Origin of the sequence: Streptomyces sp. NPDC101132 (assembly GCF_044759225.1) — a bacterium.
GTDB lineage: Bacteria > Actinomycetota > Actinomycetes > Streptomycetales > Streptomycetaceae > Streptomyces.
The window spans coordinates 126,082-150,715 of record NZ_JBIVYX010000015.1 but is presented as its reverse complement, the minus strand read 5'-3'; the positions used below and the strand labels follow the sequence as shown (position 1 = coordinate 150,715).

23 protein-coding genes are annotated in these 24,634 nt (G+C 72.5%); 15 read left to right on the top strand and 8 right to left on the bottom strand.

Annotation, left to right across the window (positions count from 1 at the left end; genetic code table 11):
- Positions 1 to 7: 7 nt before the first annotated feature.
- From ACIQUR_RS29380 to ACIQUR_RS29370, 3 genes are all read right to left on the bottom strand, one after another.
- The gene (locus tag ACIQUR_RS29380) at positions 8 to 952 is read right to left on the bottom strand and encodes an AraC family transcriptional regulator (RefSeq protein WP_403670536.1); all 945 of its coding nucleotides are present in this window, start codon (positions 950 to 952) and stop codon (positions 8 to 10) included.
- A 54-nt stretch (positions 953 to 1,006) separates the two neighbouring features.
- On the bottom strand, positions 1,007 to 1,822 hold the full coding sequence (locus tag ACIQUR_RS29375) for an NAD(P)H-binding protein (RefSeq protein ID WP_403670534.1): 816 nt from the start codon (positions 1,820 to 1,822) through the stop codon (positions 1,007 to 1,009).
- Positions 1,823 to 2,062: 240 nt separating this feature from the next.
- Positions 2,063 to 3,268: an NAD(P)/FAD-dependent oxidoreductase gene (locus ACIQUR_RS29370; RefSeq protein WP_403670531.1), complete on the bottom strand. Its 1,206-nt coding sequence runs from the start codon at positions 3,266 to 3,268 to the stop codon at positions 2,063 to 2,065.
- A 152-nt stretch (positions 3,269 to 3,420) separates the two neighbouring features.
- Between ACIQUR_RS29370 and ACIQUR_RS29365 the strand changes: the two genes are divergently transcribed.
- The 13 genes from ACIQUR_RS29365 to ACIQUR_RS29305 all read left to right on the top strand — a co-directional run bounded on the left by ACIQUR_RS29365 (position 3,421) and on the right by ACIQUR_RS29305 (position 17,593).
- Complete coding sequence (locus ACIQUR_RS29365; RefSeq protein WP_403670528.1) at positions 3,421 to 4,851, top strand: ATP-binding protein; 1,431 nt, start codon at positions 3,421 to 3,423, stop codon at positions 4,849 to 4,851.
- 59 nt (positions 4,852 to 4,910) lie between these two features.
- Positions 4,911 to 5,321: a VOC family protein gene (locus ACIQUR_RS29360; RefSeq protein WP_403670525.1), complete on the top strand. Its 411-nt coding sequence runs from the start codon at positions 4,911 to 4,913 to the stop codon at positions 5,319 to 5,321.
- 48 nt (positions 5,322 to 5,369) lie between these two features.
- On the top strand, positions 5,370 to 5,894 hold the full coding sequence (locus ACIQUR_RS29355; RefSeq protein WP_403670522.1) for a helix-turn-helix transcriptional regulator: 525 nt from the start codon (positions 5,370 to 5,372) through the stop codon (positions 5,892 to 5,894).
- Positions 5,895 to 5,945: 51 nt separating this feature from the next.
- Positions 5,946 to 6,428, top strand: a complete 483-nt coding sequence (locus ACIQUR_RS29350; protein WP_403670519.1) for an iron chaperone — start codon at positions 5,946 to 5,948, stop codon at positions 6,426 to 6,428.
- A 306-nt stretch (positions 6,429 to 6,734) separates the two neighbouring features.
- Positions 6,735 to 7,511, top strand: a complete 777-nt coding sequence (locus ACIQUR_RS29345) for an alpha/beta fold hydrolase (protein ID WP_403670516.1) — start codon at positions 6,735 to 6,737, stop codon at positions 7,509 to 7,511.
- Between the two features lie 117 nt (positions 7,512 to 7,628).
- Positions 7,629 to 8,210, top strand: coding sequence for an adenylyl-sulfate kinase (gene cysC / locus ACIQUR_RS29340; protein ID WP_403670667.1), 582 nt, complete (start codon positions 7,629 to 7,631; stop codon positions 8,208 to 8,210).
- Complete coding sequence (gene cysD / locus ACIQUR_RS29335) at positions 8,207 to 9,145, top strand: sulfate adenylyltransferase subunit CysD (protein WP_403670513.1); 939 nt, start codon at positions 8,207 to 8,209, stop codon at positions 9,143 to 9,145. The genes cysC and cysD overlap by 4 nt, the downstream gene beginning before the upstream one ends.
- Positions 9,146 to 9,147: 2 nt before the next feature.
- Positions 9,148 to 10,479 (top strand): sulfate adenylyltransferase subunit 1, encoded by a 1,332-nt coding sequence (locus ACIQUR_RS29330; RefSeq protein WP_403670510.1) that lies wholly within the window; start codon positions 9,148 to 9,150, stop codon positions 10,477 to 10,479.
- Entirely contained in the window at positions 10,479 to 11,585 is a 1,107-nt protein-coding gene (locus ACIQUR_RS29325; protein WP_403670507.1) for an aliphatic sulfonate ABC transporter substrate-binding protein, read from the top strand. The genes ACIQUR_RS29330 and ACIQUR_RS29325 overlap by 1 nt, the downstream gene beginning before the upstream one ends.
- A gap of 59 nt (positions 11,586 to 11,644) precedes the next feature.
- The gene (locus ACIQUR_RS29320; RefSeq protein WP_403670505.1) at positions 11,645 to 12,451 is read left to right on the top strand and encodes an ABC transporter ATP-binding protein; all 807 of its coding nucleotides are present in this window, start codon (positions 11,645 to 11,647) and stop codon (positions 12,449 to 12,451) included.
- Positions 12,438 to 13,355: an ABC transporter permease gene (locus ACIQUR_RS29315; RefSeq protein ID WP_403670502.1), complete on the top strand. Its 918-nt coding sequence runs from the start codon at positions 12,438 to 12,440 to the stop codon at positions 13,353 to 13,355. Before ACIQUR_RS29320 ends, ACIQUR_RS29315 begins: the two co-directional genes overlap by 14 nt.
- 428 nt (positions 13,356 to 13,783) lie before the next feature.
- A complete protein-coding gene (locus ACIQUR_RS29310; RefSeq protein ID WP_403670664.1) occupies positions 13,784 to 15,535 on the top strand; it encodes an ABC transporter ATP-binding protein in 1,752 nt (583 codons plus the stop codon).
- A 111-nt stretch (positions 15,536 to 15,646) separates the two neighbouring features.
- Positions 15,647 to 17,593 (top strand): multicopper oxidase family protein, encoded by a 1,947-nt coding sequence (locus tag ACIQUR_RS29305; protein ID WP_403670499.1) that lies wholly within the window; start codon positions 15,647 to 15,649, stop codon positions 17,591 to 17,593.
- An 81-nt stretch (positions 17,594 to 17,674) separates the two neighbouring features.
- Here the strand turns inward: ACIQUR_RS29305 and ACIQUR_RS29300 are convergent, their stop codons facing one another.
- From ACIQUR_RS29300 to ACIQUR_RS29290, 3 genes are all read right to left on the bottom strand, one after another.
- Positions 17,675 to 18,337: a sulfotransferase family protein gene (locus ACIQUR_RS29300; RefSeq protein WP_403670496.1), complete on the bottom strand. Its 663-nt coding sequence runs from the start codon at positions 18,335 to 18,337 to the stop codon at positions 17,675 to 17,677.
- Between the two features lie 16 nt (positions 18,338 to 18,353).
- Complete coding sequence (locus tag ACIQUR_RS29295; RefSeq protein WP_399954886.1) at positions 18,354 to 18,785, bottom strand: carboxymuconolactone decarboxylase family protein; 432 nt, start codon at positions 18,783 to 18,785, stop codon at positions 18,354 to 18,356.
- A 132-nt stretch (positions 18,786 to 18,917) separates the two neighbouring features.
- Positions 18,918 to 19,946, bottom strand: a complete 1,029-nt coding sequence (locus ACIQUR_RS29290; protein WP_403670493.1) for a methyltransferase — start codon at positions 19,944 to 19,946, stop codon at positions 18,918 to 18,920.
- A gap of 222 nt (positions 19,947 to 20,168) precedes the next feature.
- Here ACIQUR_RS29290 and ACIQUR_RS29285 point away from each other — a divergent pair, with 222 nt between their 5' ends.
- Positions 20,169 to 20,786, top strand: coding sequence for a DsbA family protein (locus ACIQUR_RS29285; protein WP_403670490.1), 618 nt, complete (start codon positions 20,169 to 20,171; stop codon positions 20,784 to 20,786).
- A 52-nt stretch (positions 20,787 to 20,838) separates the two neighbouring features.
- Here ACIQUR_RS29285 and ACIQUR_RS29280 read toward each other — a convergent pair whose 3' ends face one another.
- The gene (locus tag ACIQUR_RS29280; RefSeq protein ID WP_403670487.1) at positions 20,839 to 21,717 is read right to left on the bottom strand and encodes an NmrA/HSCARG family protein; all 879 of its coding nucleotides are present in this window, start codon (positions 21,715 to 21,717) and stop codon (positions 20,839 to 20,841) included.
- Between the two features lie 138 nt (positions 21,718 to 21,855).
- The gene (locus ACIQUR_RS29275) at positions 21,856 to 22,584 is read right to left on the bottom strand and encodes an SDR family oxidoreductase (RefSeq protein ID WP_403670484.1); all 729 of its coding nucleotides are present in this window, start codon (positions 22,582 to 22,584) and stop codon (positions 21,856 to 21,858) included.
- A 364-nt stretch (positions 22,585 to 22,948) separates the two neighbouring features.
- Between ACIQUR_RS29275 and hemG the strand changes: the two genes are divergently transcribed.
- Positions 22,949 to 24,433, top strand: a complete 1,485-nt coding sequence (gene hemG / locus ACIQUR_RS29270) for a protoporphyrinogen oxidase (protein ID WP_403670482.1) — start codon at positions 22,949 to 22,951, stop codon at positions 24,431 to 24,433.
- The last annotated feature ends 201 nt before the right edge of the window (positions 24,434 to 24,634 follow it).

Here is a 24,634-nt window from a genome sequence, read left to right as displayed (position 1 = left end):
GCGCCGGTCAGCCGGGGGAGGTGGCGCGGTATTCCTGGGGGCTCATGCCGCGGACGCGCTTGAACGCCGTGCTCAGGGCGAAGGCGCTGCCGTAGCCCACGCGGCGGGCCACGGTCGCGACCGTGGCGTCCGGTTCGCGGAGCAGGTCGGCCGCGAGGGCGAGGCGCCAGCCCGTCAGGTACGCCATCGGGGGCTCGCCCATCACGTCGGTGAAGCGGCGGGCCAGCGAGGCGCGGGAGGTGCCGGTCTTGGCGGCGAGTTCGGCGACCGTCCAGCCGTACGCCGGGTTCTCGTGCAGCAGCCGGAGCGCGGGGCCGACCACGGGGTCGCCGTGGGCGCGGTACCAGGCGGGTGACCCGCTGTCGGGGTCGGCGAGCCAGTCGCGGAGCACGCCGATGAGGAGGAGGTCCAGCAGCCGGTCCAGGACGAGTTCCTGGCCGGGGCGGTCCTTGCCGATCTCCTCGGTGAGGAGGTGGACGAGGGTCCGGTCGGTGCCCTTGGCGGGGCGGACGAGGAGGGGAGGGAGTGCGGCGAGCAGTCGCCTGCCGATCTCGCTGGGGCCGAGGTAGGTGCCGGTGAGCATGACGGCGGCGTCGGGGGCGGGCTGGGCGACGCCCCAGGTGCGGACGCCCAGGGACATGGAGTCGCTGACGTCGACGCCCTCCGCGGTGCTGCACCGCTGGTCGGGGTCGACGGTGATCAGCGGGGGCAGGCCGGGGGTGTCGGTGACGGTGTACGGGTCCGGGCCGCGGGCGACGGCGATGTCGCCCGTCCGCAGCGGGACCGGGTCGCCGCCGTCGGCCAGCACCCAGGCGTCGCCGTGGAGGAGGGTGAAGACGGAGAGGGGCGCCCGGTCCTCGATACGGATCGACCAGGAGGGGTTGAACACCGCCTTGAGGAGGAAGGCGCCGCGCGCCTTGGGCCCGTCGAGCAGGCCGGCCAGGGTGTCCATGCCCTCCACGATAGGGGCACGGGGCTGGGGCGGCCCTGCTCCGGCGGACATCGCCTAGTCGTTCCAGACGCCCGTGGCGGCGGCCTCGCGGGCGTAGTCGGCGAAGTCCTTCGCCGGGCGGCCCAGGACCTCCTCGACGCCGTGCGCGAGATGGGCGTTGCGGCCGTCGAGGATCAGCCGGAAGAGGTCGGCGAACTCCGTGGCCACGCCGTTCGCGGCGAGAACGGCCTTGTAGTCCTCGATGCTGACGGGAAGGTAGGTGATGGTGCGGCCGGTGGCCTTGGAGAGTTCGGCGGCCACGTCGTGGAAGCTGAGCAGGCGGGGTCCGGAGAGTTCGTAGGTGCGGCCGATGTGGCGGTCGTCGGTGAGTGCGGCGACGACGACGTCCGCGATGTCGTCCGCGTCGACGAAGGGCTCGACGCCGTCGGCGGTGGGGAGGGCGATCTCCCCGGCGCGGACGTCGTCGAGGAAGAAGCTCTCGTCGAAGTTCTGGTGGAACCAGGCGGCCCGGACCACGGTCCAGTCGGCGCCCGAGGCCTTCAGGGCCTCCTCGCCGGCCTCGGCGCCCTCCTCGCCCCGGCCGGAGAGGAGCACCAGGCGGCGGGTGCCGCGCTCGACGGCGACGCGGGCGAAGGCGCCGACGGTCTCGGCGGCGCCGGGGAAGCCGAGGTCCGGCGCGTAGGTGACGTACACGGAGTGGACACCGTCGAGGGCGGGCGCCCAGGTGTCGGGGTCCTCCCAGACGAAGGGCACCGCGGCGGTGCGCGATCCGACGCGCACGTCGAGGCCGCGCGCGGTGAGCTTCGAGACGACGCGGCGGCCGGTCTTGCCGGTGCCGCCGATGACGAGGGTGGTGGTGTTCTGGGTCATGTCCTCCAGTGAACCGGCGGAAGTTGAGACGGCCCATGGCTGTGAAGCTCAGCTGCATACGCGAGCGTCCAGGCGCGTCGCGAGCACGCGCGGGAACGAATCCCGCGCGGCTCGCGGGGCCTTCGGGAGGCACGTCCGCTCGGCAGACGGGCGGGGGTGATGCCGGCGGAGGCGGTCTGCGGTCCGCACGCCGGCATCGGCGGGGTCGAGAGCGGCGCGGTCGAGCGGGGCGCGGGTGGGTCACGCCGGGTGGTTTGCCAGGGTGGGGGCGGCGGCGCGCTTGGCCTTGAGCTGCTCCTGGCGCGTGCCGCCGCGCGACATCAGGTGCAGCTTGTACTCGCCGGGCTTCTTCCCTTCGTGGGCCAGGTGCTTCACGACGCCCTTGCAGATGGTCTCCTTCACCTTGGCGCCGGGCTTGCCGTTGATGTGGAACCACACGGCGACGTCGTACTTGTTGCCCAGCTGGAAGATGCCGGTCCCGCGGCCGAGGCTGATGCACTGGGCGCCGAACGCCTGGTTGAGGGTGGCCGGCTGCTCGCCCGCGATGCGGCTGAGCACGGTGTCGGCGGCGCGGGCGCCCTGGGGCATCGCGGCCTGGCAGCTCATGCGCTGCGGCAGGTCCGAGGGGGCGGCGGAGTCGCCGGCGGCGACGACGCGTCCGTCGTCCACGCTGGTGAGGGTCTCGTCGGTGAGCAGGCGGCCCAGGGCGTCGGTGGTCAGTCCGCTGCGGGCGGCCAGGTCCGGCACGCCGAAGCCGGCGGTCCAGATGGTGACCTCGCTGGGCAGTTCACGCCCGTCGGCGAGCCGCACGGCGTCGGCGGTCACGCCGGTCACCCTGGAGCCGGGGCCGTCGAGCACGGCCACGCCGAGTGCGGCGAGCCGCTTGGCGACGGCCCGGCGGCCGCGCGGGTGCAGGTACGGGCCGAGGGCCCCGCCGCAGGCCAGGGTCACCCGGCGGCCGCGCTCGGCCAGTTCGGCCGCGGTCTCGATGCCGGTGGGGCCCGCGCCGACCACGGTGACCGGGGCGGTCGCGGCGGCCGCGTCCAGCAGCGGCCGCAGCCGCTGGGCGTCCTCGAGGGTGGCGATCGGGTGGGCGTACTCGGCCGCGCCGGGCACGCTCGGGTCGGCGCTGCCGCTGCCGACGGCGTAGACCAGGTAGTCGTAGTCGGCGGTGCCGCCGTCGGCCAGCGTGAGGCGGCGGGCGGGGGCGTCGATGCGGGTCACGGTGCCGACCTGGAGCCGGACGCCGTCGGCCAGGACGTCCCGGTAGTCGACGACGGCCTCGTCGGTGCCGGCCACCAGCTGGTGCAGGCGGATCCGGTGGACGAAGGACGGCCGGGGGTTGATCAGGGTCACGGTCACGTCGTCGCGCTGGGTCAGGCGGTTCGCCGCCATCACGCCCGCGTATCCGCCGCCGATGACGATGACCTGGGTGTTCGCGTTCACGGTGCCTCCTCCGGCTCCAGTGGGGTTCAGTCACGGGACACCGCAGCCCCCCGCCGTTGTGACATGGTGTGACGCAGCTCACAAAGACGGGCTCTGACTAACACCGGTGTTACTAACATCCGCGTTGGTGATGTGGGGGTTAGCCTGGCGGGGTGGCCGACTTCGTGGGCAGGCACCGGGAGCTCGAAACGCTGGAGCGGGAGCTGGCCAGGGTCGCGTCCGGCGTCGGCGGCGACCGGCCGGGGCGGTGCCTGATGCTGCGCGGGCGGCGGCGGGTCGGGAAGTCCCGGCTGGTCGAGCGGTTCGCGGAGCGGTCCGGGGCGCCCTTCCTGTTCTACGCGGCCACGGGGGCCTCCCCCGGCGCCGACCTCGCGCGGCTCGCGCGCGACGCCGAGGCCTCGACCCTGCCGCTGGCCCGCCTGCTGTCCGCCGCCCGGCCCGGGGACTGGGGCGCCGCCTTCGACGTGCTGGCCGCGGCCCTGCCGCACGACCGGCCCAGCATCGTGGTGATGGACGAGCTCCCGTACCTCATGGACGCCGACGGCGCCTTCGAGGGCACCCTCCAGCGGGCCTGGGACCGGGCGCTGGAGGCGAAGCCGGTCCTGCTGGTCCTGATCGGCTCGGACCTGTCGATGATGGAGGCCCTGAACGCCTACGGCCGCCCCTTCCACCAGCGCGGCCGCGAGATGGTGCTGGGCCCCCTCAACCCCGCGGAGGTCGGCGCCATGCTGGACCTGTCTCCGGCCGCCGCGTTCGACGCCGCGCTGATCACCGGCGGGCTGCCGCTGATCTGCGCCGACTGGCCGCGGGGTGCCGGGGTCCAGGAGTTCCTGGCGGCCGCGCTGGAGGACCCGGTGTCCGCCCTGCTGGTCTCGGCGGAGCGCTCGCTGGCCGCCGAGTTCCCGCAGACCCTCCAGGCCCGCCGGGTGCTCGGCGCCATCGGCAGCGGCGAGCGCACCTTCTCCAACATCGCGCGGGCGGCCGGCGGCATCGGCGCGACCCCGCTCCAGCGGTCGCTGGAGACCCTCACGCACAAGCGGGTGGTCGCCGCCGAACTCCCGGTCTCCACCAGGGCCTCGCGCGACCGCCGCTACCGGGTCGCCGACCCGTACCTGCGGTTCTGGCTCAAGCACCTCGGGCCCGCCCTGCCGGAGATCGAGCGCGGCCGCGGCGACCTGGCGCTCGCCCGGATCCGGGCGGGCTGGACCAGCTGGCGCGGGCGGGCCGTCGAGCCGCTGGTGCGGGAGGCGCTGGGGCGGCTGCTGCCCGACGGACGGCTGCCGGCGGCGCCGGCGATCGGCGGCTACTGGACCCGTACCAACGACGTGGAGATCGACATCGTGGGGGCGGACCGGGCGCCGGTGGCACGGCGGCTGCTGTTCGTGGGTTCGGTGAAGTGGCTGGAGCACAAGTCCTTCGACCGGCACGACCTCGCCGCCCTCCAGCGCCACCGCGCCGCGCTCACGGACGACCCGCTGCCGCTGGTCGCGGTCTCGCGCGGCGGGGCGGACGGTGTGCGCACGCTCGACGGGCTCGACGCGGTGTACGGGCCGGCCGAACTCCTGGAGGCCTGGCGGAGTTAGACCGGGACGGTCAGGAATCGAGAAGCGCGGTGCGCGGAGCCGCCCCTAGCCTGCCAAGCATGGACATCACCATTCACACGGCTTGTCTTCCGCACGACGACCCGGACGCGGCGCTCGCCTTCTACCGCGACGCGCTCGGCTTCGAGGTCCGCAGCGACGTGGGCCAGGGCAAGTCGCGCCGGATCACGGTGGGTCCGGCCGGGCAGCCGGGCCCGTCGATCCTCCTGACGCCGCCCGCCTCCGGTCCCGGCATCACCGAGGACGAGCGCCGCACGGTCACCGAGATGATGGCCAAGGGCACCTACGGCTGGATCCTGCTGGCCACCCGGGACCTCGACGCCCTGTTCGAGAAGGTGCAGGCCGGGGACGCCGAGGTCGTCCAGGAGCCGACGGAGCAGCCGTTCGGCGTACGCGACTGCGCCTTCCGCGACCCCGCGGGCAACCTGGTCCGCATCCAGGAGATCCGCTGACCCGGTGGATGCCGGCCGGCAGGGAAACCGGCAGAGGGGAGTGTCCCGATGTGCAGGCCCGACTGGCGGCGTGCCCGCATCCAGGCGCAGCACCTGGCCGATCTGGCGCGGCTGCGCCGGGTCCGCGACCGGATCGACAGGGAGTACGCGCAGCCGCTGGACGTGGAGGCGCTCGCCCGCGCCGCGGACATGCCCGCCGGGCACCTGAGCCGGCAGTTCCGGGCCGCCTACGGTGAGTCGCCGTACGCTTACCTGATGACGCGTCGGATCGAGCGGGCGGCAGCGCTGCTGCGGCGGGGCGACCTCGATGTCACGGAGGTCTGCTTCGCGGTCGGCTGCGCCTCGCTGGGCACCTTCACCACCCGCTTCACCGCGCTGGTCGGCGTGCCGCCCGGGGTCTTCCGGCGCCGGGCGGCGGACTCGGCCGACGGTGCCGGTGCCGGTGCCGCGGGTGGGGACCGCGACGACGGGCCGGCGATCGACGTGGCGGGGATGCCGGCGTGCGTGGCGAAGCAGGTCGCGGGACCGGTCAGGATTCGAGAAGCCCCGGCGGCCGCCCAGCCCCTAGCGTGAAAGGGGCCGGCGCACCCGGCCCCGCGTGACCCCGTACGAGAGGAAACAGCCATGCCGTCTGCGAAGTCGCCCGCCGAGGACGCCGCCGCCACCGAGAAGTACGACGGATTCAGCGCCGAAGAGCGGGCCGCGATGAAGGACCACGCACGCGACCAGAAGAAGGCGGCGGCCCGGCGCGGTGCGACCAAGGCGGAGAAGGCGGCGGAGGAGGCGAAGGACGTGCTCGCGAAGATCGCCGAGATGCCTGAGGCGGACCGGGTCCTCGCCGAGCGGATCCACGAGATCATCACGACCGCCGCCCCGGACCTGGCGCCCAGGCTCTGGTACGGGATGCCCGCGTACGCCAGGAACGGCAAGGTCGTCTGCCACTTCCAGAGCGCGGAGAAGTTCAAGTCGCGGTACGCCACGCTCGGCTTCAGCGACCAGGCGGCGCTCGACGAAGGCACCGTGTGGGCGACCTCGTACGCCGTGAAGGAGCTGACCGAGGCCGACGAGGAGCGCATCGGCGCGCTGGTCAGGAAGGCGGTGGGCTGACGTCCGGGCCACCGCCCGCAGGTGGTCCGACGGCAGCACCCGTACGCAGGCGGCCGTTCCCCCGGTGCTTCGTTGCGCAATACATCGAAGCGTGGGGAACGGCCGCCTGCGTCGTGCCGGGAGGAACCCGGTACCGGTCGCGTTTCCGCTGGTCAGCGCCGCTTCCTCCGGGTCCGCCGGCAGGAGCCGGCGACGGGCGGTGCAAGCGGGCCGCTAACGGTTCTCGACCGTTGATCCATCGACGCACTCGAAGCTGCCGACACAGGGCGAGGTGACAGCACCTCCGGTCGGCATGAGGAGTGCGTGATGCGCAAGGTCGTTTCGCGGGACGGCACGACGATCGCTTACGAGAAGTCCGGCGAGGGCCCCGCCCTCGTGCTCCTCAACGGTGCCTTCCGCGACCACACGATCTTCGGCGACCTCGTTCCCGAGCTCGCGCGGCACTGCACCGTGTACGCCTACGACCGCCGCGGGCGCGGCCAGAGCGGTGACGCTCCCGAGTACGCGGTCGAGCGGGAGATCGAGGACCTCCAGGCGGTGATCGAGGAGGCCGGCGGCTCGGCGGCCGTGTTCGCCGGGTCCACGGGCGCGAACCTGGCCATCCGGGCGGCGCTCTCCGGCACGCCGATCACCAGGCTGGCGCTCCACGAGCCGTTCTTCCGCGTCGACGGGTTCCCGAAGACCCCGTGGAACGCCGCGCGGACGATCCGGGCCCTCCTGGAGGAGGACCGGCGCGACGAGGCGGCCGAGTTCTTCCTCGGTCCCGTCCTGGGCCTCACCCCCGACACGGTCGCGGAGTGGCGCAGGAGCCCGATCTGGGCGATGAACGAGGCGAACGCGCACACCCTGCTGTACGACGTCGAGATCTGCGGCGACTTCACCGTCCCGGCCGACCGGCTCGCCGGGTTCCGGACGGAGACGCTGGTCCTCAACAGCGACGGCACCAGCGCCTGGCTGCGTGCGGCCGCGCAGGCGACCGCGGCGGCCCTGCCCAACGGCCGGGGCCTCGAGCTGCGCGGGTCCTGGCACCGGATCGACATGGACGTGCTCGGCCGGACGCTCGCCGAGTTCGCCACCGCCTGAAGGACTTCCGCCCCTGTCCGCGCCGACGCCCTGCGGCGCGGGGGACGTGCTCGAACCATCCCTGCAAGTCCGCCTTCTACCTCCCGGGAGAACACCACCGTGACCACGGCTCACACCCTGGCCGCCGGGGACACCGCGGACGCGGCCCTGGCCGCCGCCCCCAGCGAGCGCGGGGCCACCGTGTGGCTGACCGGGCTGCCCAGCGCGGGCAAGACCACCCTCGCCCGCGCCCTCGCCGAGCGCCTGCGCGCCGAGGGCCACGAGGTGGAGGTGCTCGACGGCGACGAGATCCGCGAGTTCCTCTCGTCGGGCCTGGGCTTCACCCGCGAGGACCGGCACACCAACGTGCAGCGGATCGGCTTCGTGGCCGGGCTGCTGGCCTCGCACGGCGTCAAGGCGCTGGTTCCGGTCATCGCCCCGTACGCCGACTCCCGCGCCGCCGTCCGTGCCCGGCACGCCGCCGCGGGCACGCCGTTCCTGGAGATCCACGTGGCCACCCCGGTCACGCTCTGCTCCGCGCGCGACGTGAAGGGCCTGTACGCCAAGCAGGCGGCCGGCGAGATCTCCGGTCTCACCGGCGTCGACGACCCGTACGAGGCACCCGAGAGCCCGGAGCTGCGCGTCCAGACGCAGAGCCGCTCGGTGGCCGAGTCCGCAGCCGAGCTGCACACCTTCCTGACCGAGAGGGGCCTGGCATGACGACCGCGACCCATCGCCTGATCGAGGCGTCGGGGAACCCCTTCGCTCTGACGCACCTGGACTCGCTGGAGTCCGAGGCGGTCCACATCTTCCGCGAGGTGGCGGGCGAGTTCGAGAAGCCGGTGATCCTCTTCTCCGGCGGCAAGGACTCCATCGTCATGCTGCACCTGGCGCTCAAGGCCTTCGCGCCCGCGCCGGTGCCCTTCACCCTGCTGCACGTCGACACCGGGCACAACTTCCCCGAGGTCATCGAGTACCGCGACCGCACCGTCGCCCGGCACGGCCTGCGCCTGCACGTGGCCTCCGTCCAGGACTACATCGACGCCGGCAAGCTCCAGGAGCGCCCCGACGGCACCCGCAACCCGCTGCAGACCGTCCCGCTGACCGAGGCGATCCAGCAGCACCGGTTCGACGCGGTGTTCGGCGGCGGCCGCCGCGACGAGGAGAAGGCCCGCGCCAAGGAGCGGGTGTTCTCCCTGCGCGACGAGTTCTCCCAGTGGGACCCGCGCCGCCAGCGCCCCGAGCTGTGGCAGCTCTACAACGGCCGCCACGCCCCCGGCGAGCACGTCCGCGTCTTCCCGCTCTCCAACTGGACCGAACTCGACGTGTGGCAGTACATCGCCCGCGAGGACATCGAACTCCCCCGGATCTACTTCGCCCACAAGCGGGACGTGTTCCTGCGCGGCGGCATGTGGCTGACCGCCGGCGAGTGGGGCGGCCCGAAGGACGACGAGAGGGTCGAGAAGCGCCTCGTGCGCTACCGGACCGTCGGCGACATGTCCTGCACCGGCGCCGTCGACTCCGACGCCGCCACCCTCGACGCGGTGATCGCCGAGATCGCCGTCTCCCGCCTCACCGAGCGGGGCGCGACCCGCGCCGACGACAAGCTGTCCGAGGCCGCGATGGAAGACCGCAAGCGCGAAGGGTACTTCTAGCCATGACGACCACCACCGAGCAGCTCAGCGCCACGACGCTGCTGCGCTTCGCCACCGCGGGCTCCGTCGACGACGGCAAGTCCACCCTGGTCGGCCGGCTGCTGCACGACTCCAAGTCGGTCCTGGAGGACCAGCTGGAGGCCGTGGAGCGGGTCTCCCAGGACCGCGGCCAGGACGCCCCCGACCTCGCGCTGCTGACCGACGGCCTGCGCGCCGAGCGCGAGCAGGGCATCACCATCGACGTCGCCTACCGCTACTTCGCCACCGCCCGCCGCCGGTTCATCCTGGCCGACACCCCCGGCCACGTGCAGTACACCCGCAACATGGTCACCGGCGCCTCCACCGCCGAGCTGGCGGTCGTCCTGGTCGACGCCCGCAACGGCATGGTCGAGCAGACCCGCCGGCACACCGCGGTCGCCGCCCTGCTGCGGGTCCCGCACGTGGTGCTGGCCGTCAACAAGATGGACCTGGTCGGCTACGACGAGGCGGTCTTCGCGAAGATCGCCGAGGACTTCACCTCGTACGCCGCCACGCTCGGGGTCAGGAACGTCGTGGCGATCCCGCTCTCCGCGCTGGCCGGCGACAACGTCGTCGAGCCTTCCGCCAACATGGACTGGTACGGCGGCCGGACCCTGCTGGAGCACCTGGAGACCGTCCCGGTCGGCAGCGACCCGCGGGAGGAGCCCGCCCGCTTCCCGGTCCAGTACGTGATCCGCCCGCAGACCGCGCAGCACCACGACTACCGCGGCTACGCCGGCCAGCTCGCCTCCGGCGTGCTGCGGGTCGGGGACGCGGTCACCGTCCTGCCCTCCGGCCGCACCACGGCCGTCGCGGCCATCGACGCGCTCGGGGCGCGGACGGACGTCGCCTGGGCCCCCCAGTCGGTCACCGTCCGGCTCACCGACGACGTCGACGTCTCACGCGGCGACCTGATCGCGGCCGTGGGCACGGCCGGGGCACCCACCCAGGACATCGAGGCCAGCGTCTGCCACCTCAACGAGCGCCCCCTGCACGTCGGCGCCAAGGTGCTGGTCAAGCACACCACCCGTACGGTGCGGGCGCTGGTCAAGGACATCTCGTACCGCATCGACATCGGCACGCTCGAGCGGCGCCCCGGCGCCGAGGGCCTGCAGGTCAACGACATCGGCCACGTCGTGCTGCGCACGGCCGAGCCGCTCGCGCTCGACCCCTACGCCGACAACCGCCGGACGGGCTCGTTCCTGCTGATCGACCCGGCCGACGGCACCACCCTCGCCGCCGGCATGGCGGGCGAACCCTTCGACACCGTACGCCGGGCCCCGGCCGCGGCACTGAACGAGGAGGACTGGGTCTGATGCTCCACCAGACGAGAGGGCGCGTGGCCATGGCGGCCGTCGCAGTCACCGCGGCCGCAGGGCTGCTGACGAGCTGTGGCTACGGCGCCAGCGCCGACGACGCCCCGGTGGACCAGACCGTGGCCGGATCGGGCGCGAAGCTCTCCGCCGACACCGTGAAGATCGGCTACTTCCCGAACCTGACGCACGGGACCGCCCTGGTGGGCCTGCAGGACGGCTTCTTCCAGAAGGAGCTGGGGTCGACCCGGATCAAGTCGCAGTTCTTCAACGCCGGCCCGGCCGAGATCGAGGCGCTCAACGCCGGTTCGATCGACATCGGCTGGATCGGCCCGAACTCGGCGATCAACAGCTACGCCAAGTCGCACGGCACGTCCCTGCGGATCATCGGCGGCGCGGCCTCCGGCGGTGTGAAGCTGGTGGTCAACCCGGCGAAGATCCGCACGCTGGACGACCTCCGGGGCAAGAAGATCGCCACCCCGCAGCTGGGCGGCACCCAGGACGTCGCCCTGCTCAACTACCTGTCGGGCAAGGGCTACAAGGTGGACCCGGCCTCCGGCGCGGGTGACGTCAGCGTGGTCCGCACGGAGAACAAGGTCGCCCCGGAGGCGTACAAGTCCGGCTCCATCGACGGCGCCTGGGTGCCCGAGCCGACCGCCTCCCGGCTGGTCACGCTCGGCGCGAAGGTCCTGCTGGACGAGAAGACGCTCTGGCCCGGCGGCAAGTTCGTCACCACCAACATCATCGTCTCGCAGAAGTTCCTGGCCGCCCACCCCGACGTGGTCGAGGCCGTGCTGCGCGGCTCGCTGGCGGCCAACGCCTTCATCAAGGCCGACCCCGAGAAGGCGAAGGCCGACGCCAACCTGCGGATCAAGGCCGACACGGGCAAGGCGCTGCCGCCCGAGATCCTCGACCCCGCCTGGCGCAGCATCGACTTCATCGACGACCCGCTGGCCGACACCCTGCAGGCCGGGGCCGACCACGCGGTCGCCGCGGGCCTGCTCAAGAAGCCCGACCTCGCCGGGATCGTCGACCTGACCCTGCTCAACAAGGTCCTCACGGCGGCGGGCCGGCCCGCCGCGGCCGACGCCGGACTCGGCGTCAGGTGACGGCCCGCACCCCGTAGCCCCGCGCAGGCCCCCGTCCACTCCCGCAGGAGGTGTCCGCAATGACCACGGCACTGACCATCCCGCAGTGCGCACCCGTCGTCGAGACCACCACGGACGAGTGCCCGGCGGTCCGGCTCTCGCACGTCTCGAAGGGATTCGGCCGCCCCGGCGCGGCGCCCGTCGTGCTCGACGACATCAGCCTGGACGTGGCGCCGGGCGAGTTCGTCACCCTGCTCGGGGCTTCCGGGTGCGGCAAGTCCACGCTGCTGAACCTGGTGGCGGGGCTCGACGAGCCCAGTGCCGGGAACATCGAGGTGCCCGGCACCCGTCCGGCGCTGATGTTCCAGGACCACGCCCTCTTCCCGTGGCTGACCGCGGGCAAGAACGTCGAGCTGGCCCTGCGCCTGGCCGGAGTGCCGCGCGAGGACCGCAGGCCCGAGGCGGAGCGGCTCCTGGAGCTGGTCCGCCTCGGCGGCGCGTACCGCAAGCGGGTGCACGAGCTGTCCGGCGGCATGCGCCAGCGCGTGGCCATGGCGCGGGCGCTCGCCCAGGGCAGCACCGTCCTGCTGATGGACGAGCCGTTCGCCGCGCTCGACGCCATCACGCGGGACGTCCTGCACGAGGAGATCACCCGGATCTGGAACGAGCGCCGGCTCACCGTCCTGTTCGTCACCCACAACGTGCGAGAGGCCGTGCGCCTGGCCCAGCGGGTCGTCCTGCTGTCGTCCCGGCCCGGCCGGATCTCCCGGGAGTGGCGGGTCGACCTGCCGCATTCGCTGCGGGGCGAGTCCCGCGAGGTCGCGGAGCTGTCCATCGAAATCACCGAGCACCTGCGTGGGGAGATCCGCCGCCATGTCCAGCACTGACACCCTGTACGCGCCGGGCGAGCGCGCCGCCCGGCGCCCCGTCGTGGGGGGCGGCCTCGACACGCTGGGGGCCGGCCTCGACGCGCTGGAGACCGGCCCCGTACAGCGCACCTCGTACCGCCAGGTGCTGCGGGCGAAGGTGCTGCCGCCGGTCCTGGGCGTGGTCCTGGTCGTCGGCCTCTGGCAGCTCGCCTACAGCCTGCACCTGACCAGCCCCGAGAAGCTGCCGAGTCCGGCCGACGTGTGGCACGCGTTCACCGTCCTCTGGGGCGAGGGCACCCTGTTCTCCGTCGTCTGGACCAGTCTCTGGCGCGGTGTGTCGGGCTTCGTGGCGGCCGTGCTGATCGGTACGCCGATCGGCCTGGTCGTCGCCCAGATCAAACCGGTACGGGCCGCCATCGGGCCGGTGCTGGCGGGCCTGCAGTCGCTGCCCTCGGTCGCCTGGGTTCCGGCCGCCGTGATCTGGCTCGGCATCAACAACTCGGCCATGTACGCCGTGATCCTGCTGGGCGCGGTGCCCTCGATCGCCAACGGCCTGATCGCCGGCGTCGACCAGGTGTCGCCGCTGTTCCTGCGGGCCGGCCGTACGCTCGGCGCGAACGGTCTGCGCGGCGCCCGGCACGTGCTGCTGCCCGGCGCGCTGCCCGGGTACCTGGCCGGTCTGAAGCAGGGCTGGGCGTTCTCCTGGCGGTCGCTGATGGCCGCCGAGCTCATCGCCTCCTCCCCCGAGCTGGGGCTGGGCCTCGGCCGGTTCCTGCAGAACCAGCGGGAGTTCTCCGACATGCCGGGAGTGATGCTCGGCATCCTCCTGATCTTCGTCGTGGGCGTCGCCATCGACCTGCTGTTCTTCTCGCCGCTGGAGCGCCGGGTGCTGCGCAGCCGCGGGCTGCTGGCCGCCCGCTGAAGCGGCCTCAAGCGGCGCTCGACACGGTCCCGATGTCCCGTCGAGGCGCGTTGCGAAGGATGACGTCGGGCGTTCCCCCTGCGAATGGAGACCGACATGGGCACGCGGCCCAGGTCCGCTATGCGATCCGTATGGAAGAAGTTCGGTGAGGGCCTCATGTGGACGGGGTTCGCCTGGAACGGCCTGTGTCCTCCCTGCGCATGGGAGGAAGCCACCGCCCCGCCCGCCGACGAGCCGCTCCCGCCGGCGCTGTCGCGGGAGGAGCAAGCCCGGTGGGCGGCGCTGGTCAGGCAACTGCGTTAGGCGCCCCCCCCCCAGCGGCTTCGACTCCGCTGTCGTCCTGCGTTCCGTCGACCGGAACCGACCCAAGAGAGAAGGAGGCCAGGGTGAGCCGCGCCAGCTCGGGCACCACGCGTCCCCAGGCAGTGATGAAACACGGCGAGTTGCGACGTGTCCTCCGGCTGTTCCGCCCGTACCGGAGGAAGCTGCTGTCGGTCGTGCTGCTGGTCGCCGGCTCCTCCCTCATCGCGCTCGTCAACCCGTTCCTGATCCGCGAGATCATGGACGTGGCGCTGCCGCAGGACCGGCTGGGGCTGCTGTCCCTGCTCTCCCTCGGCATGATCCTGGTGTCCGTCACCACCAGCACGTTCAACGTCTGGCAGACGCACATCTCGGCCACCGTGGGCCAGCTCGTCATGCACGACCTGCGCACGGCGGTGTACGCGCACCTCCAGCGGATGTCGCTGGCCTTCTTCGCCCGCACGCGGACCGGCGAGGTGCAGTCGCGCATCGCCAACGACATCGGCGGGATGCAGGTCACCATCACGACCACCGCCACGGCGCTGCTGTCCGACATCACGATCGTCATCGCCGCAACCACCGCCATGTTCATGCTCGACTGGCGGCTGACGCTCGCGTCGATGCTGATGCTGCCGATGTTCGCGCTGGTGAGCCGCCGCGTCGGCAACGAGCGGCGGCACATCACCCGCGACCGGCAGAACCGGCTCGCCGAGCTGTCCTCGACCATGCAGGAGTCGCTGTCGATCAGCGGGATCCTGCTCAGCCACACCATGGGCCGCTCGCGCTCCCTGACCGACAACTTCGCGCGGCAGTCGCGCAAGCTCACCGACGTCGAGGTGCGGGTCACCACGGCGGGCCTGTGGTACCAGTCCACGATCTGGGTCGTCATCGCCTCGATGCCGGCGGTCATCTACTGGGTCGCGGGGCTGACCTCCAACAACGGCCACATGGCCATCTCCATCGGCTCCCTGGTGGCCTTCACCTCCCTCCAGCAGAGCCTGTTCCGCCCCGCGCAGCGCCTGCTGACCGTCGGCATCGAGATCCAGGGCTCCCTGGAGCTCTTCGGCCGCATCTTCGAGTACATCGACCTGCCGGTCGACATCGCCGAGCCGGAGCGGCCGGTGAAGCCGGCGGTCCTGCGCGGCGAGGTGCGGATGCGGGGGGTCGGCTTCTCCTACGCGGGCGCGGACCAGGCGACGCTGGCGGGCGTGGACGTGACCGTCCCCGCCGGCCGCAGCCTCGCGATCGTCGGCGAGACCGGATCGGGCAAGAGCACCCTGAGCTACCTCATCCCCCGGCTCTACGACGTCACGTCCGGCTCGGTCACCATCGACGGGGTCGACGTGCGCGACATGTCCTTCGACACCCTCACGTCGGCGGTCGGCGTGGTGGCCCAGGAGACGTACCTCTTCCACGCGACGGTCGCGGAGAACCTGCGGTTCGCCAAGCCCGACGCGACCGACGAGGAGCTGTACGCGGCGGCCCGGATCGCCCACATCCACGACTACCTGATGCTGCTGCCCGACGGGTACGACACGGTGGTGGGCGAGCGCGGGTACCGGTTCTCCGGCGGTGAGAAGCAGCGGCTGGCGATCGCCCGCACCATCCTGCGCGACCCGCCGATCCTGGTGCTCGACGAGGCCACCAGCGCCCTGGACACGCAGACCGAGCAGGCCGTCCAGCAGGCCATCGACGCGGCCAGCGTGGGCCGTACCACCATCACGGTCGCCCACCGGCTGTCGACCGTCCGCAACGCCGACGAGATCATCGTGCTGGACCGCGGACGGATCTCCGAGCGCGGCACCCACGACGAGCTGCTGCTGCGCGCCGGCCACTACGCGACGCTCGTCAACCGGGACAGCGAGCCGATCGCGGTCTGATCGCGGTCCGACGCGGCTCCCTGAGGACCGGGCCCGGCTCCACGGACCGACCCCGTCGGTCTGGAGCCGAGTTCGAGTCCATCGAGAGCGGCCGCCCCTAGCGTCGGGGGAATGGAACCCACAGCTTCCGAAGCATTCGAGCCCTCCGGGCTGAACCGCCGCGCGCTGCTGCGGTGCGGCACCATGGCCGGCCTGGGCGCCCTGGTGGCCGCCGCCCCCCTCCTCAAGTCGCAAGGCGCGGTCGCCGTCTCGGCGGGCGCCGGCGGGCCCGAGCCGTCGGCGCCCGAGCTGAAGCTGACCAAGTTCCGGGATCCGCTGCGAATACCGCCGGTGCTCCGCCCCCGCGACCGCGGCGGCTACGACGAGCTGACCGTCCGGATGCGCACCGCCGACGTCACCGTGCACTCGGAGATGCCGCCGGTGACGATGTGGACGTACGAGGGGGTCTTCCCCGGTCCGACGATCAAGACGGTCAGCGGGCGTCCGCTGCGGGTCGTCTGGGAGAACCGGCTGTCGGGGAACATCCCCGTCAAGGCCGTCGACTTCGCCTCGCCCACGGGCCGCGCGCCGGACCCGCTCACCAACTACCCCGGCACGGCGGGCACCCAGGAGGTCGCCGGCGTGGCGGGCCTGGAGCCGTGGGCGGCGGTGCACATGCACGGCATGCTGACCGGCGGCGGCAACGACGGCTGGATGGAGAACCTCATCGGCCCGGGCGACGTCCAGCTGTCGGCCTACCCGAACGCCCAGGCCGCGACGACGCTCTGGTACCACGACCACACCCACCACGTGAGCCGCTTCAGCGTGTACGCCGGCCTGGCGGGCCTGTTCCTCTCCCGCAACGAGGAGGAGGAAGCGCTCGGCCTGCCCGACGGCGCCCGCGACGTGCCGCTGGTGCTCAGCGACCGCAACTTCGACGTGGACGAGTCCGGAGCCCTGGTCGGCCGGCTGGTCCACAAGGTGGAGATGATCGGCCCGCAGAAGCTCATGCGCGCCCACGCGGCCCCGTACACCCTGGTCAACGGGGTGGTCTGGCCGTACCTGGACGTCGCGCCGCGCTGGTACCGGTTCCGGATCGCCAACGCCGCGAACTCCCGGATGTACCGGCTGATGCTGCTGGCGGACGGGAAGCCCGTCCCGGGGGCGCTGAAGGTGATCGGGACCGACCAGGGCCTGATCGACAAGCCGCTGGCGGTCGACGGGGCGCTCAACCTCTCCCCCGGCGAGCGGGTCGACGTACTGGTCGACTTCAGCGCGTTCCGGGGACAGGCCCTGAAGCTGGTCAACACGCTGGAGGGCATCACGCCCGGTGCCTCCAACAAGCTCAACGACCTGCTGGAGCCGGACGTGATGCAGTTCCGCGTCGCGGACCAGCGGCCGTCGGGGAGGTTCGTGCTGCCGGAGACCCTCTCCCCCACGTTCAAGCGGCTCAGCCACGAGGACGTGCCGCACGACCGCGCCCCCCGGTGGGTGGTCGTGGTCGGCCCCGGCTCGACGAACGTTCCCGAGCTGTGGGAGATGGAGGAGGTCGACCCCGCGGGGATCACCTTCCCGACCGCCGGGGTCGTCCAGGTGCGGGACGCCGAGGGCGCCGTCGTCACGCTGCGCAGGACGGCGATGGCGTACGACGACGGCAACACGTTCACCGTCGCGCACGGCAGCACGGAGATCTGGAAGTACCTCAACCTCGCGGCGTCCCCGCACCCCATGCACGTCCACCTGTCGCACTTCCAGGTGCTGTCCCGCGAGAACTACGACATCAGCGGGTTCGACCGGGCCACCCGCGGCTCGTCCCGGCCCATCGCGTTCAAGGCCGCGGCGGCGCTGGAGGCGCACGAGCTCGGGGAGAAGGACGTCATCCGGGTGGGTACGGCCGGCCAGATCGGGCCGAACGCGACGGTGGGCGAGCTGGTCACCGTGGCGCTCCGGTTCCCGGTCGTCGGCAGGGGCGTCCACCACTGCCACATGCTGGAGCACGAGCAGCACATGGTGCGGCCCCTCGTGGTGTCGCCGGCCGCGCACCTGCAGGCGGGCGGCGGGGGCCACGGTCACCACTGAGGCGGGAACGCCGTGGGCCCGCGCCGGTGACCGGCGCGGGCCCACGGGCCGTTTCCCGTCCCGGTGGCGGGACGCGGGGGCTCAGGCGGCGGCGGCCCGGCCGGCGCCGGTGGCCTCGGCTATCCGCCGGCGCATGTCCTCGGAGCTGTTGGCCCGCGGGAACTCCTCGTCGGGGACGTCGACCCCGAGGAACGCGCAGAGGGGCTCCCAGCCCTGCTTCACGTCGTACACGAGGACGTTGTCCGCGCCCAGGGCGCGCACGACGTCCTCGGTGTGCCGGTGGTAGACCGCGATGGCGTGGTCCTTGTCCTCGAAGCGGCCGTCGAAGAGGCCGTCCCAGACCAGGGCGTTGACGACGCGGAACAGCCGGGCCTGCCGGGAGCCCGGCTCGGGCGGGTTCTGCTTGGTCCGCAGCGCGAACTGGTAGAGCGTGTCGTACGTGCTCTTGTACCAGCCCTCGGCGTCGCGGACCGTCAGGACCACCTTGGCCTCGGGGAGCGCCTCGCTGATCTGCCGGTAGTAGACGGTGGAGGGGCCGTCGACCGCGGAGGCGTAGCCGTCGTACAGCGCGGCCCAGTCGGGGCGCTCGCCGTCGCAGATGATGCGCTCCCACTGCGCGAGGCGCTCGTCGTCGTCGACGACGTCGAACATGTGGAAGCAGGGGCCGAGGCCGAGCCGTTCCAGGGCCACCTGGAGCGATGTCGTGCCGGTCCTGCCGAGGCCGGCGTTGATGAGCTTCAGCACGGGTGCGTCCTCCCCCTCAGCGCCAGACCGCGTCGTCCTGGTGGGTGGCGACGTTCACCCGGTTCCAGAAGTTGACCAGGCTGATGTGCATGACCAGGGCGCCGAGCTGCACGTCGGTGTAGTGCTTCGAGGCGTTGCCCCAGACCTCGTCGGTCGGCGCGTTGGCGGCGTCGGTCTGGAGGGTGACGGCCTCGGCCAGCTCCAGCGCGGCGCGCTCGGCGTCGGTGAAGGAGGCTTCGGTCCGCCACTCGTCCACCAGGAGCAGGCGCTTGTCCGCGGGCTCGGCCGGGAAGGTGTAGACGCGGCCGTTGAGCGAGGCGACGCGCAGCCGGATGAAGTCGAGGGTGGACTGCGGCACGCCGACCTTGCCGATGACCTCGGACAGGTCGAGCAGGGGCTGCAGGGCGCCGGGAACGACCAGGGAGGGGTTGTCCATCCGTGGAGCCATCGGGAGTTCTCCTGTGTGGTGAGGGTGCGCTGGAAGGTGGAACGACGTCGGACGGGCCGTCGGGCGGAACCGCCGGAGGGGCCGTCGGCAGAGCCGTCGGAGGGGCCGCCGGAAGGGCTGCCGGAGGGGCCGTCAGACCGGGATCGCCTCGATGATCGAGATCGGGGACGCGGTGGGGATCGCCCTGGTGATCTTGAAGCCGGCCCGGGCGAAGAGCTCGGTGTACTGCGCGAGGGTGCGGTCCTGGGAGCCGATCATCAGCATCAGCCAGAGGTCGATGGTGTGGCCGATGTGGCGCTCGTTGTTCTCGGGCAGCAGGTACTCGATGCACAGCAGCTTGCCGTCGGGGCCGATCGCCTCGCGCGCGTTGCGCAGGGCGGTCAGGGCGTCTTCCTCGGAGAAGTTGTGGATGATGCGCTTGTACAGGTACGCGTCGGCGCCCTTGGGCAGCTTGCCGAGGTAGCTGCCGTGCTCGATGGTGTAGCGGTCCGCGACGCCGGCCTCCTCGAAGAGCGAGGCCGAGTCCACGGTCGCGATCTCGAAGTCGTACAGCACGCCCTTGGCGTCCGGCGCCTGCTGGAGGACGGCCGCCAGGAGGTAGCCGCGGCCGCCGATGACGTCGACGACGGTGCCGAACTGCGTGAAGTCGTAGGCGGCCAGGACCGGGTCGGTCTCCGATTCCGAGACCTTGCCGAACGCCTGGAAGAAGGTGGCGGCGTAGGCGGGGTTCGCGTGGAAGAAGTCCAGCGTGCTCATGCCGCGCAGCTTGGGCAGGTTCGCCTCGCCGGTCCGCACGGTGGTGAGCAGGTGGCCCCACTCCTCGTGGAGCAGGGGGTCGCTCATCAGCACGGCGAACTTCCGCATCGAGTCCTGGGCGTCCTCGCGGAGCTTGTCGGACAGGGCGGTGTTCTCGTACCGGCCGTCCGGGCGGACCGCGAAGACCCCGTGGCCGGTCAGCGCGCGCAGCAGCCGGTGGGTGGCCCCCGGGTGGGCCTCGACGCGCAGTGCGATGTCCTCGGCGGACAGCGGCCCGTCGGCGAGGACGTCCGCGATGCCGAGCCTGGCCGCGACGGAGATCGCCTGGGTGATGACGGCACCCTGAATCAGATCGAGCAGCGCGTAGGAATCCGACTGGTCGCGGACCTCGGCCGATGCGGACATCGATTTCCCCTCGGAGTTGCTTTTCACGGATTCCAGACGATAGGTCGGCGCTTCTCCCCGCCGCAACCGGCCGATTTTCTCAAATCGTTGACGTGAATGTCCGGCACGGGAAATTCTCGCGTTTGAACGGAGCCCACCTCTATTGACGCTCGACCGGGAATCCGAGCCCGCTTGTCAGGCTGTGCCGACCGCGACCTTGCAGTCGCCTTGAGGAGGCCGACGTTGGCGCACGACACCCCGACCCCGGTGGATTTCTGGTTCGACCCGACCTGCCCCTGGGCATGGATGACCTCCCGATGGGTCCTCGAGGTCGCAGAGCGACGTCCCCTGGAGATCCGCTGGCACATCATGAGCCTGACGGTGCTCAACGAGGGCCGCGCGGACCTGGACGAGCGCTGGCACCGGAACCTGGCCCTGCGGATGGAGCCGGTACGGGTCTGCGCCGCCGCCGAGCGCGCGTACGGACCCGGCGTGCTGGGCCGGCTCTACACCGAGCTCGGCAACCGGTTCCACCTGGAGAAGGCGCCCAAGGACCGGGTCACCTACGCGGAGGCCCTCGCCGCCGCGGGCCTCGACACCGCCCTGGCCGACGCCGCCGGGTCCGACGCGTACGACACCGCGGTGCGCGCGTCGCACCACGACGGCATCGGCCGCGTCGGCACCGATGTCGGCACCCCTGTGATCGCGGTGGGGGACGTGGCCTTCTTCGGCCCCGTCGTGACGCCCACGCCGCGCGGGGAGGCCGCGGTGAAGCTCTGGGACGGGGTGCTCGCCGTGGCCCAGACCGACGGGTTCTTCGAACTCAAGCGCACCCGGACCCGGGACCCGATCTTCGCCTGAGTCCCGGTTCCGTCCCCGGCCGGCGCCGCGGCCCGCGCGGCCGGCCGCGGCGTCAGCCGCGGGCCGCGACCGCCGGCGGGGTCCAGTTGTCCTTGAGCCAGGCCTCCAGGGAGAGCAGGTCCGGCCGGCCCTTGCGCAGCTCGGGCAGGTCGGCCTGGAAGCCGTCGCGCTCGAACCAGTCGAACATGTTGGCAAGGTCCGGGCGGCCGGCGCGCAGCGGCTCGATGGGCAGCTGCTGGTAGCGGGTCGGGACGCCGGAGGCGGCCTCGAACGCCGCGGCCATCTGCGGCCCGGTCAGCTCCTCGCTGGCGATGTCGACCGTCCGGCCGAGCCACGCCTCCGGGTTCTCGAAGGCGTCCGCGGCGAACGCGCCGATGTCGCTCGTCGCGATGACCTGGACCGGGGTCTCGGGGTCGAGCCACATGGCCAGGACGAGCTCGCCCTGCACCGGCCGCGGCTTGATGTCGAGCAGGATGTCGTGGAACATCGCCGGCCGCAGCACCGTGGCCGGCAGGTCGAGCGTGGCCAGGTACTGCTCGCCCACCAGCTTGCTCTCGAAGTGCGGGACGCGGGTGTCCCGGTCCGCACCGCCGACCGAGCTGTAGACGAAGTGCTTCACGCCGGCCCGCACCGCGGCGTCGGCCACCGCCTTGCCCTGGCGGATCTCGGCCTCGACGCCGCCGGGGCCGCGGAAGGTCTGCACGCTGAAGACGCCGTACGCGCCCTCCGTCGCCGCGTCGAGCGAGGCCGCGTCCTCCATGTCACCGCGGACGAGGACCGCGCCCGCCTCCTCCAGCGCCCGTGCCTCCGCCTTCTGCGGGTCGCGGACCAGGGCGCGTACGGGGAAACCGCGCCGCAGCAGGTCGCGGGCGACCGCCCCGCCCTGCCGGCCGGTGCCGCCCGTCACCAGGATCGTCTGTGCATCCGCCACTGTCTGCCTCCATGTCGTGTGCCCGCCGGGCCTCGCCCGGCCCGGCGATCGGTGTGATGGCCGCGAACGGCCGCGGTCCCTCGCGGGATCAGGCCGCCGGCTCCGCGCCGGGCGTCCTCTGCGTGGTGGCGCTCCGCGCTACCACGGGACGGGGCCGTCGTCCGCCAGGCACTGGCCCGTCGGGCCGTCCTCGGGCAGCGTGGCGAGCCGGACGGCGATCTCCGCGCCCTCGGCGGGCGACCGGAACCCGCGGTGTCCGTTGATGTCGGTGGCCACCACTCCGGGCAGCGCCGCGTTGACCTTGACCGGGGTCTCCCGCAGCTCCTTGGCGTACGCGAGGGTCACCGCGTTCAGGGCGGTCTTCGAGGACTGGTAGGCGATCATGCTGACGCCCGCCAGCGGGCCGCTCGGGGCCGAGCCCAGCGTCAACGAGGCCACGTGGCTCGACAGGTTGACGATGCGGCCGGCCGGCGAACGGCGCAGCAGCGGCAGCAGCGCGTGGGTCACGGTGACCACCCCGAACACGTTGGTCTCGTAGACCTCCCGCAGGTCGGCGGCGGTCGCCTCGCTGGGCGTCCCGGTGAAGCCGCCCGCGATGCCGGCGTTGTTGACCAGGATGTCCAGGCGCCCGAACCGGCTCTCGATCTCGCGGGCGGCCTCCGCCACGGAGGCCGGGTCCGTCACGTCGAGCCGGAGCGGCACGGCCGTGATGCCGTCGTCCGCCAGCGCGTCGGCGGCCTGCTTGCCGAGCACCTCGTCCCGGGCGCCGACGAGAACGGTGATCCCCTGCTCGCCGAGCTGTCGCGCGATGGCGAATCCGATGCCCTTGTTGGCGCCCGTGATGAGCGCGATCTTCTCGACCGGCACGTCTTTTCCTTTCGTGAGGTCCAGGTGGCACTGCCCCCGGAACGCCACTTCGCCGGATACGAAGAGGCGGCGAGCGGAACGTCGTGCGCCCGGTTTTCGAGGAACGAATTAATACGTTCACGGCATGAAACGCAAACGCCCGGGCCCTTGGCGATACCGCCGCCGGAAACACCGTGTTCAAACGCCGGGGGTCCGCAGTTGAACGGACGGCCGGCGTGCAATTGCCGGGGACGGGCCCGCTTTCGAGGCGGCCTCCACCCGCGGTCCGGGGCGCCCGGCCAGACTGCCCACGCCTGTGTCGGCGCCGACCGTCGTCGCCCGTGAGCAGGTCTTACAACACCGTAACCATGAAGGAGCTGGTGGAATGACTGGGAGCGAACAGGCTCAGGCGAGCGGTAAGCCCCACGTGGTCATCGTCGGTGGCGGTATCTCGGGACTGGCGGCGGCGTTCCACCTGCGGAACGAGCCGGTGCGGGTCACGCTCCTCGAGAGCTCGTCCCGGCTGGGCGGCAAGCTGCTGGTCTCCGACGTCGCGGGGGTCCCGGTCGACGAGGGCGCCGAGTCGCTGTACGCCAACCGGAAGAAGACCACCGGCCTGATCAAGGAGGCGGGGCTCGGCGAGCAGATCGTGTCCGCGGGCCCGGTCACCGCGTCGGCGATCTGGACCCAGGGTGCGATCAAGCACCAGCCCGACCGTCAGTTCATGGGTGTCCCCTGCGACATGGACGACCTCGCCCGGTCCGGCGTGCTGTCGGCCGAGGGCGTGGAGCGGGCGCGGCAGGACCTCGTACTCCCCTCGTTCGACCTGGAGGGCGACGTCTCGGTCGCGTCCTTCGTCGGCGGCCGGTTCGGCCAGGAGGTCGTGGACCGCCTCGTCGAGCCGTTCCTCGCCGGTGTGTTCGCCGGGCGTGCCGCGGACCTCTCGTTCGAGGCCACCCTGACCCCGCTGGCGCGTGCGTCCCGCGACCACATCTCGCTCGCGGACGCGGCCGGCTCGCTGGTGCCGCAGCTCCAGGAGGGCGAGAAGCTCCCCCCGATCAGCGTCGCCACCATCGAGGGCGGCTTCGGCACGCTGCCCGGCGCGATCATCCAGCAGGTGCTGGACGCCGCGCCCGACACGGCCCTGCGCACCGGCGCCTCCGTCCGGGAGCTCGCGCGCCACGGTGAGGGCTGGCGGGTGACCGTCGGTTCGGGCGCCGACGCGGAGGTCATCGAGGCCGACGCGGTCGTCATCGCCACCCCGGCCGGTCCGACGGGCAGCCTGCTCGCCGGCGTCTCCGGTACGGCTCCCGCCGTCTCGGCGCTCTCCGAGGTGCCGTACTCCAGCGTGGCCATGGTCACGCTCGCCTTCCCGAAGGGGGCGTTCCCCGGCGGGCTCACGGGCCGCGGCTACGCCGGCTACCGGGTGCCGGCGGAGGAGGGCAAGGCCGTCAAGGAGGTCACGTTCACCACGGTGAAGTGGCCGCACCTGGCGGGCGAGGTGGAGATCGTGCGCTGCTCGATCGGCCGGTTCGGCGAGGAGCACCTGCTCCAGCTCGACGACGCCGACCTGGTCAAGCTCGCGACGGCGGAGCTCGCCGAGGCCACCGGCGTGTCCGGTGCCCCGGTGGCGACCCGTGTCAGCCGCTGGGAGAGCGCCCTGCCGCAGTACACCGTCGGCCACGTCGAGCGGGTGCGGCAGATCCGCGAGGCCGTGGCGACCCAGCCCGGACTCGCCGTCTGTGGTGCGGTGTACGACGGCGTGGGCGTCGGCGTCTGCATGATGACCTCGCGCCGGGCCGTCGACCAGATCCTCCCCTTCGTGAGGAAGGCGGCCGCCGCCGCCTCCTCGGTCACGGTCGGGGTCTGAGTCGGATCCGGATCCCCCGGCGCGGTCACGAAGCGATCGCGCCGGGGGATCCGGCATGTGTGCGCCGGACCTCCTGGTGACGGGAAGGGGCCGTGCCCGATCGGGCACGGCCCCTTCCCGTCACCAGGAGGTCCGGTCGGCAGGAGGTGCGGGGGGCGCTCGCGGCCCCCCCCCGTGCCCCGCCCGGCGGACGGGGCGCCG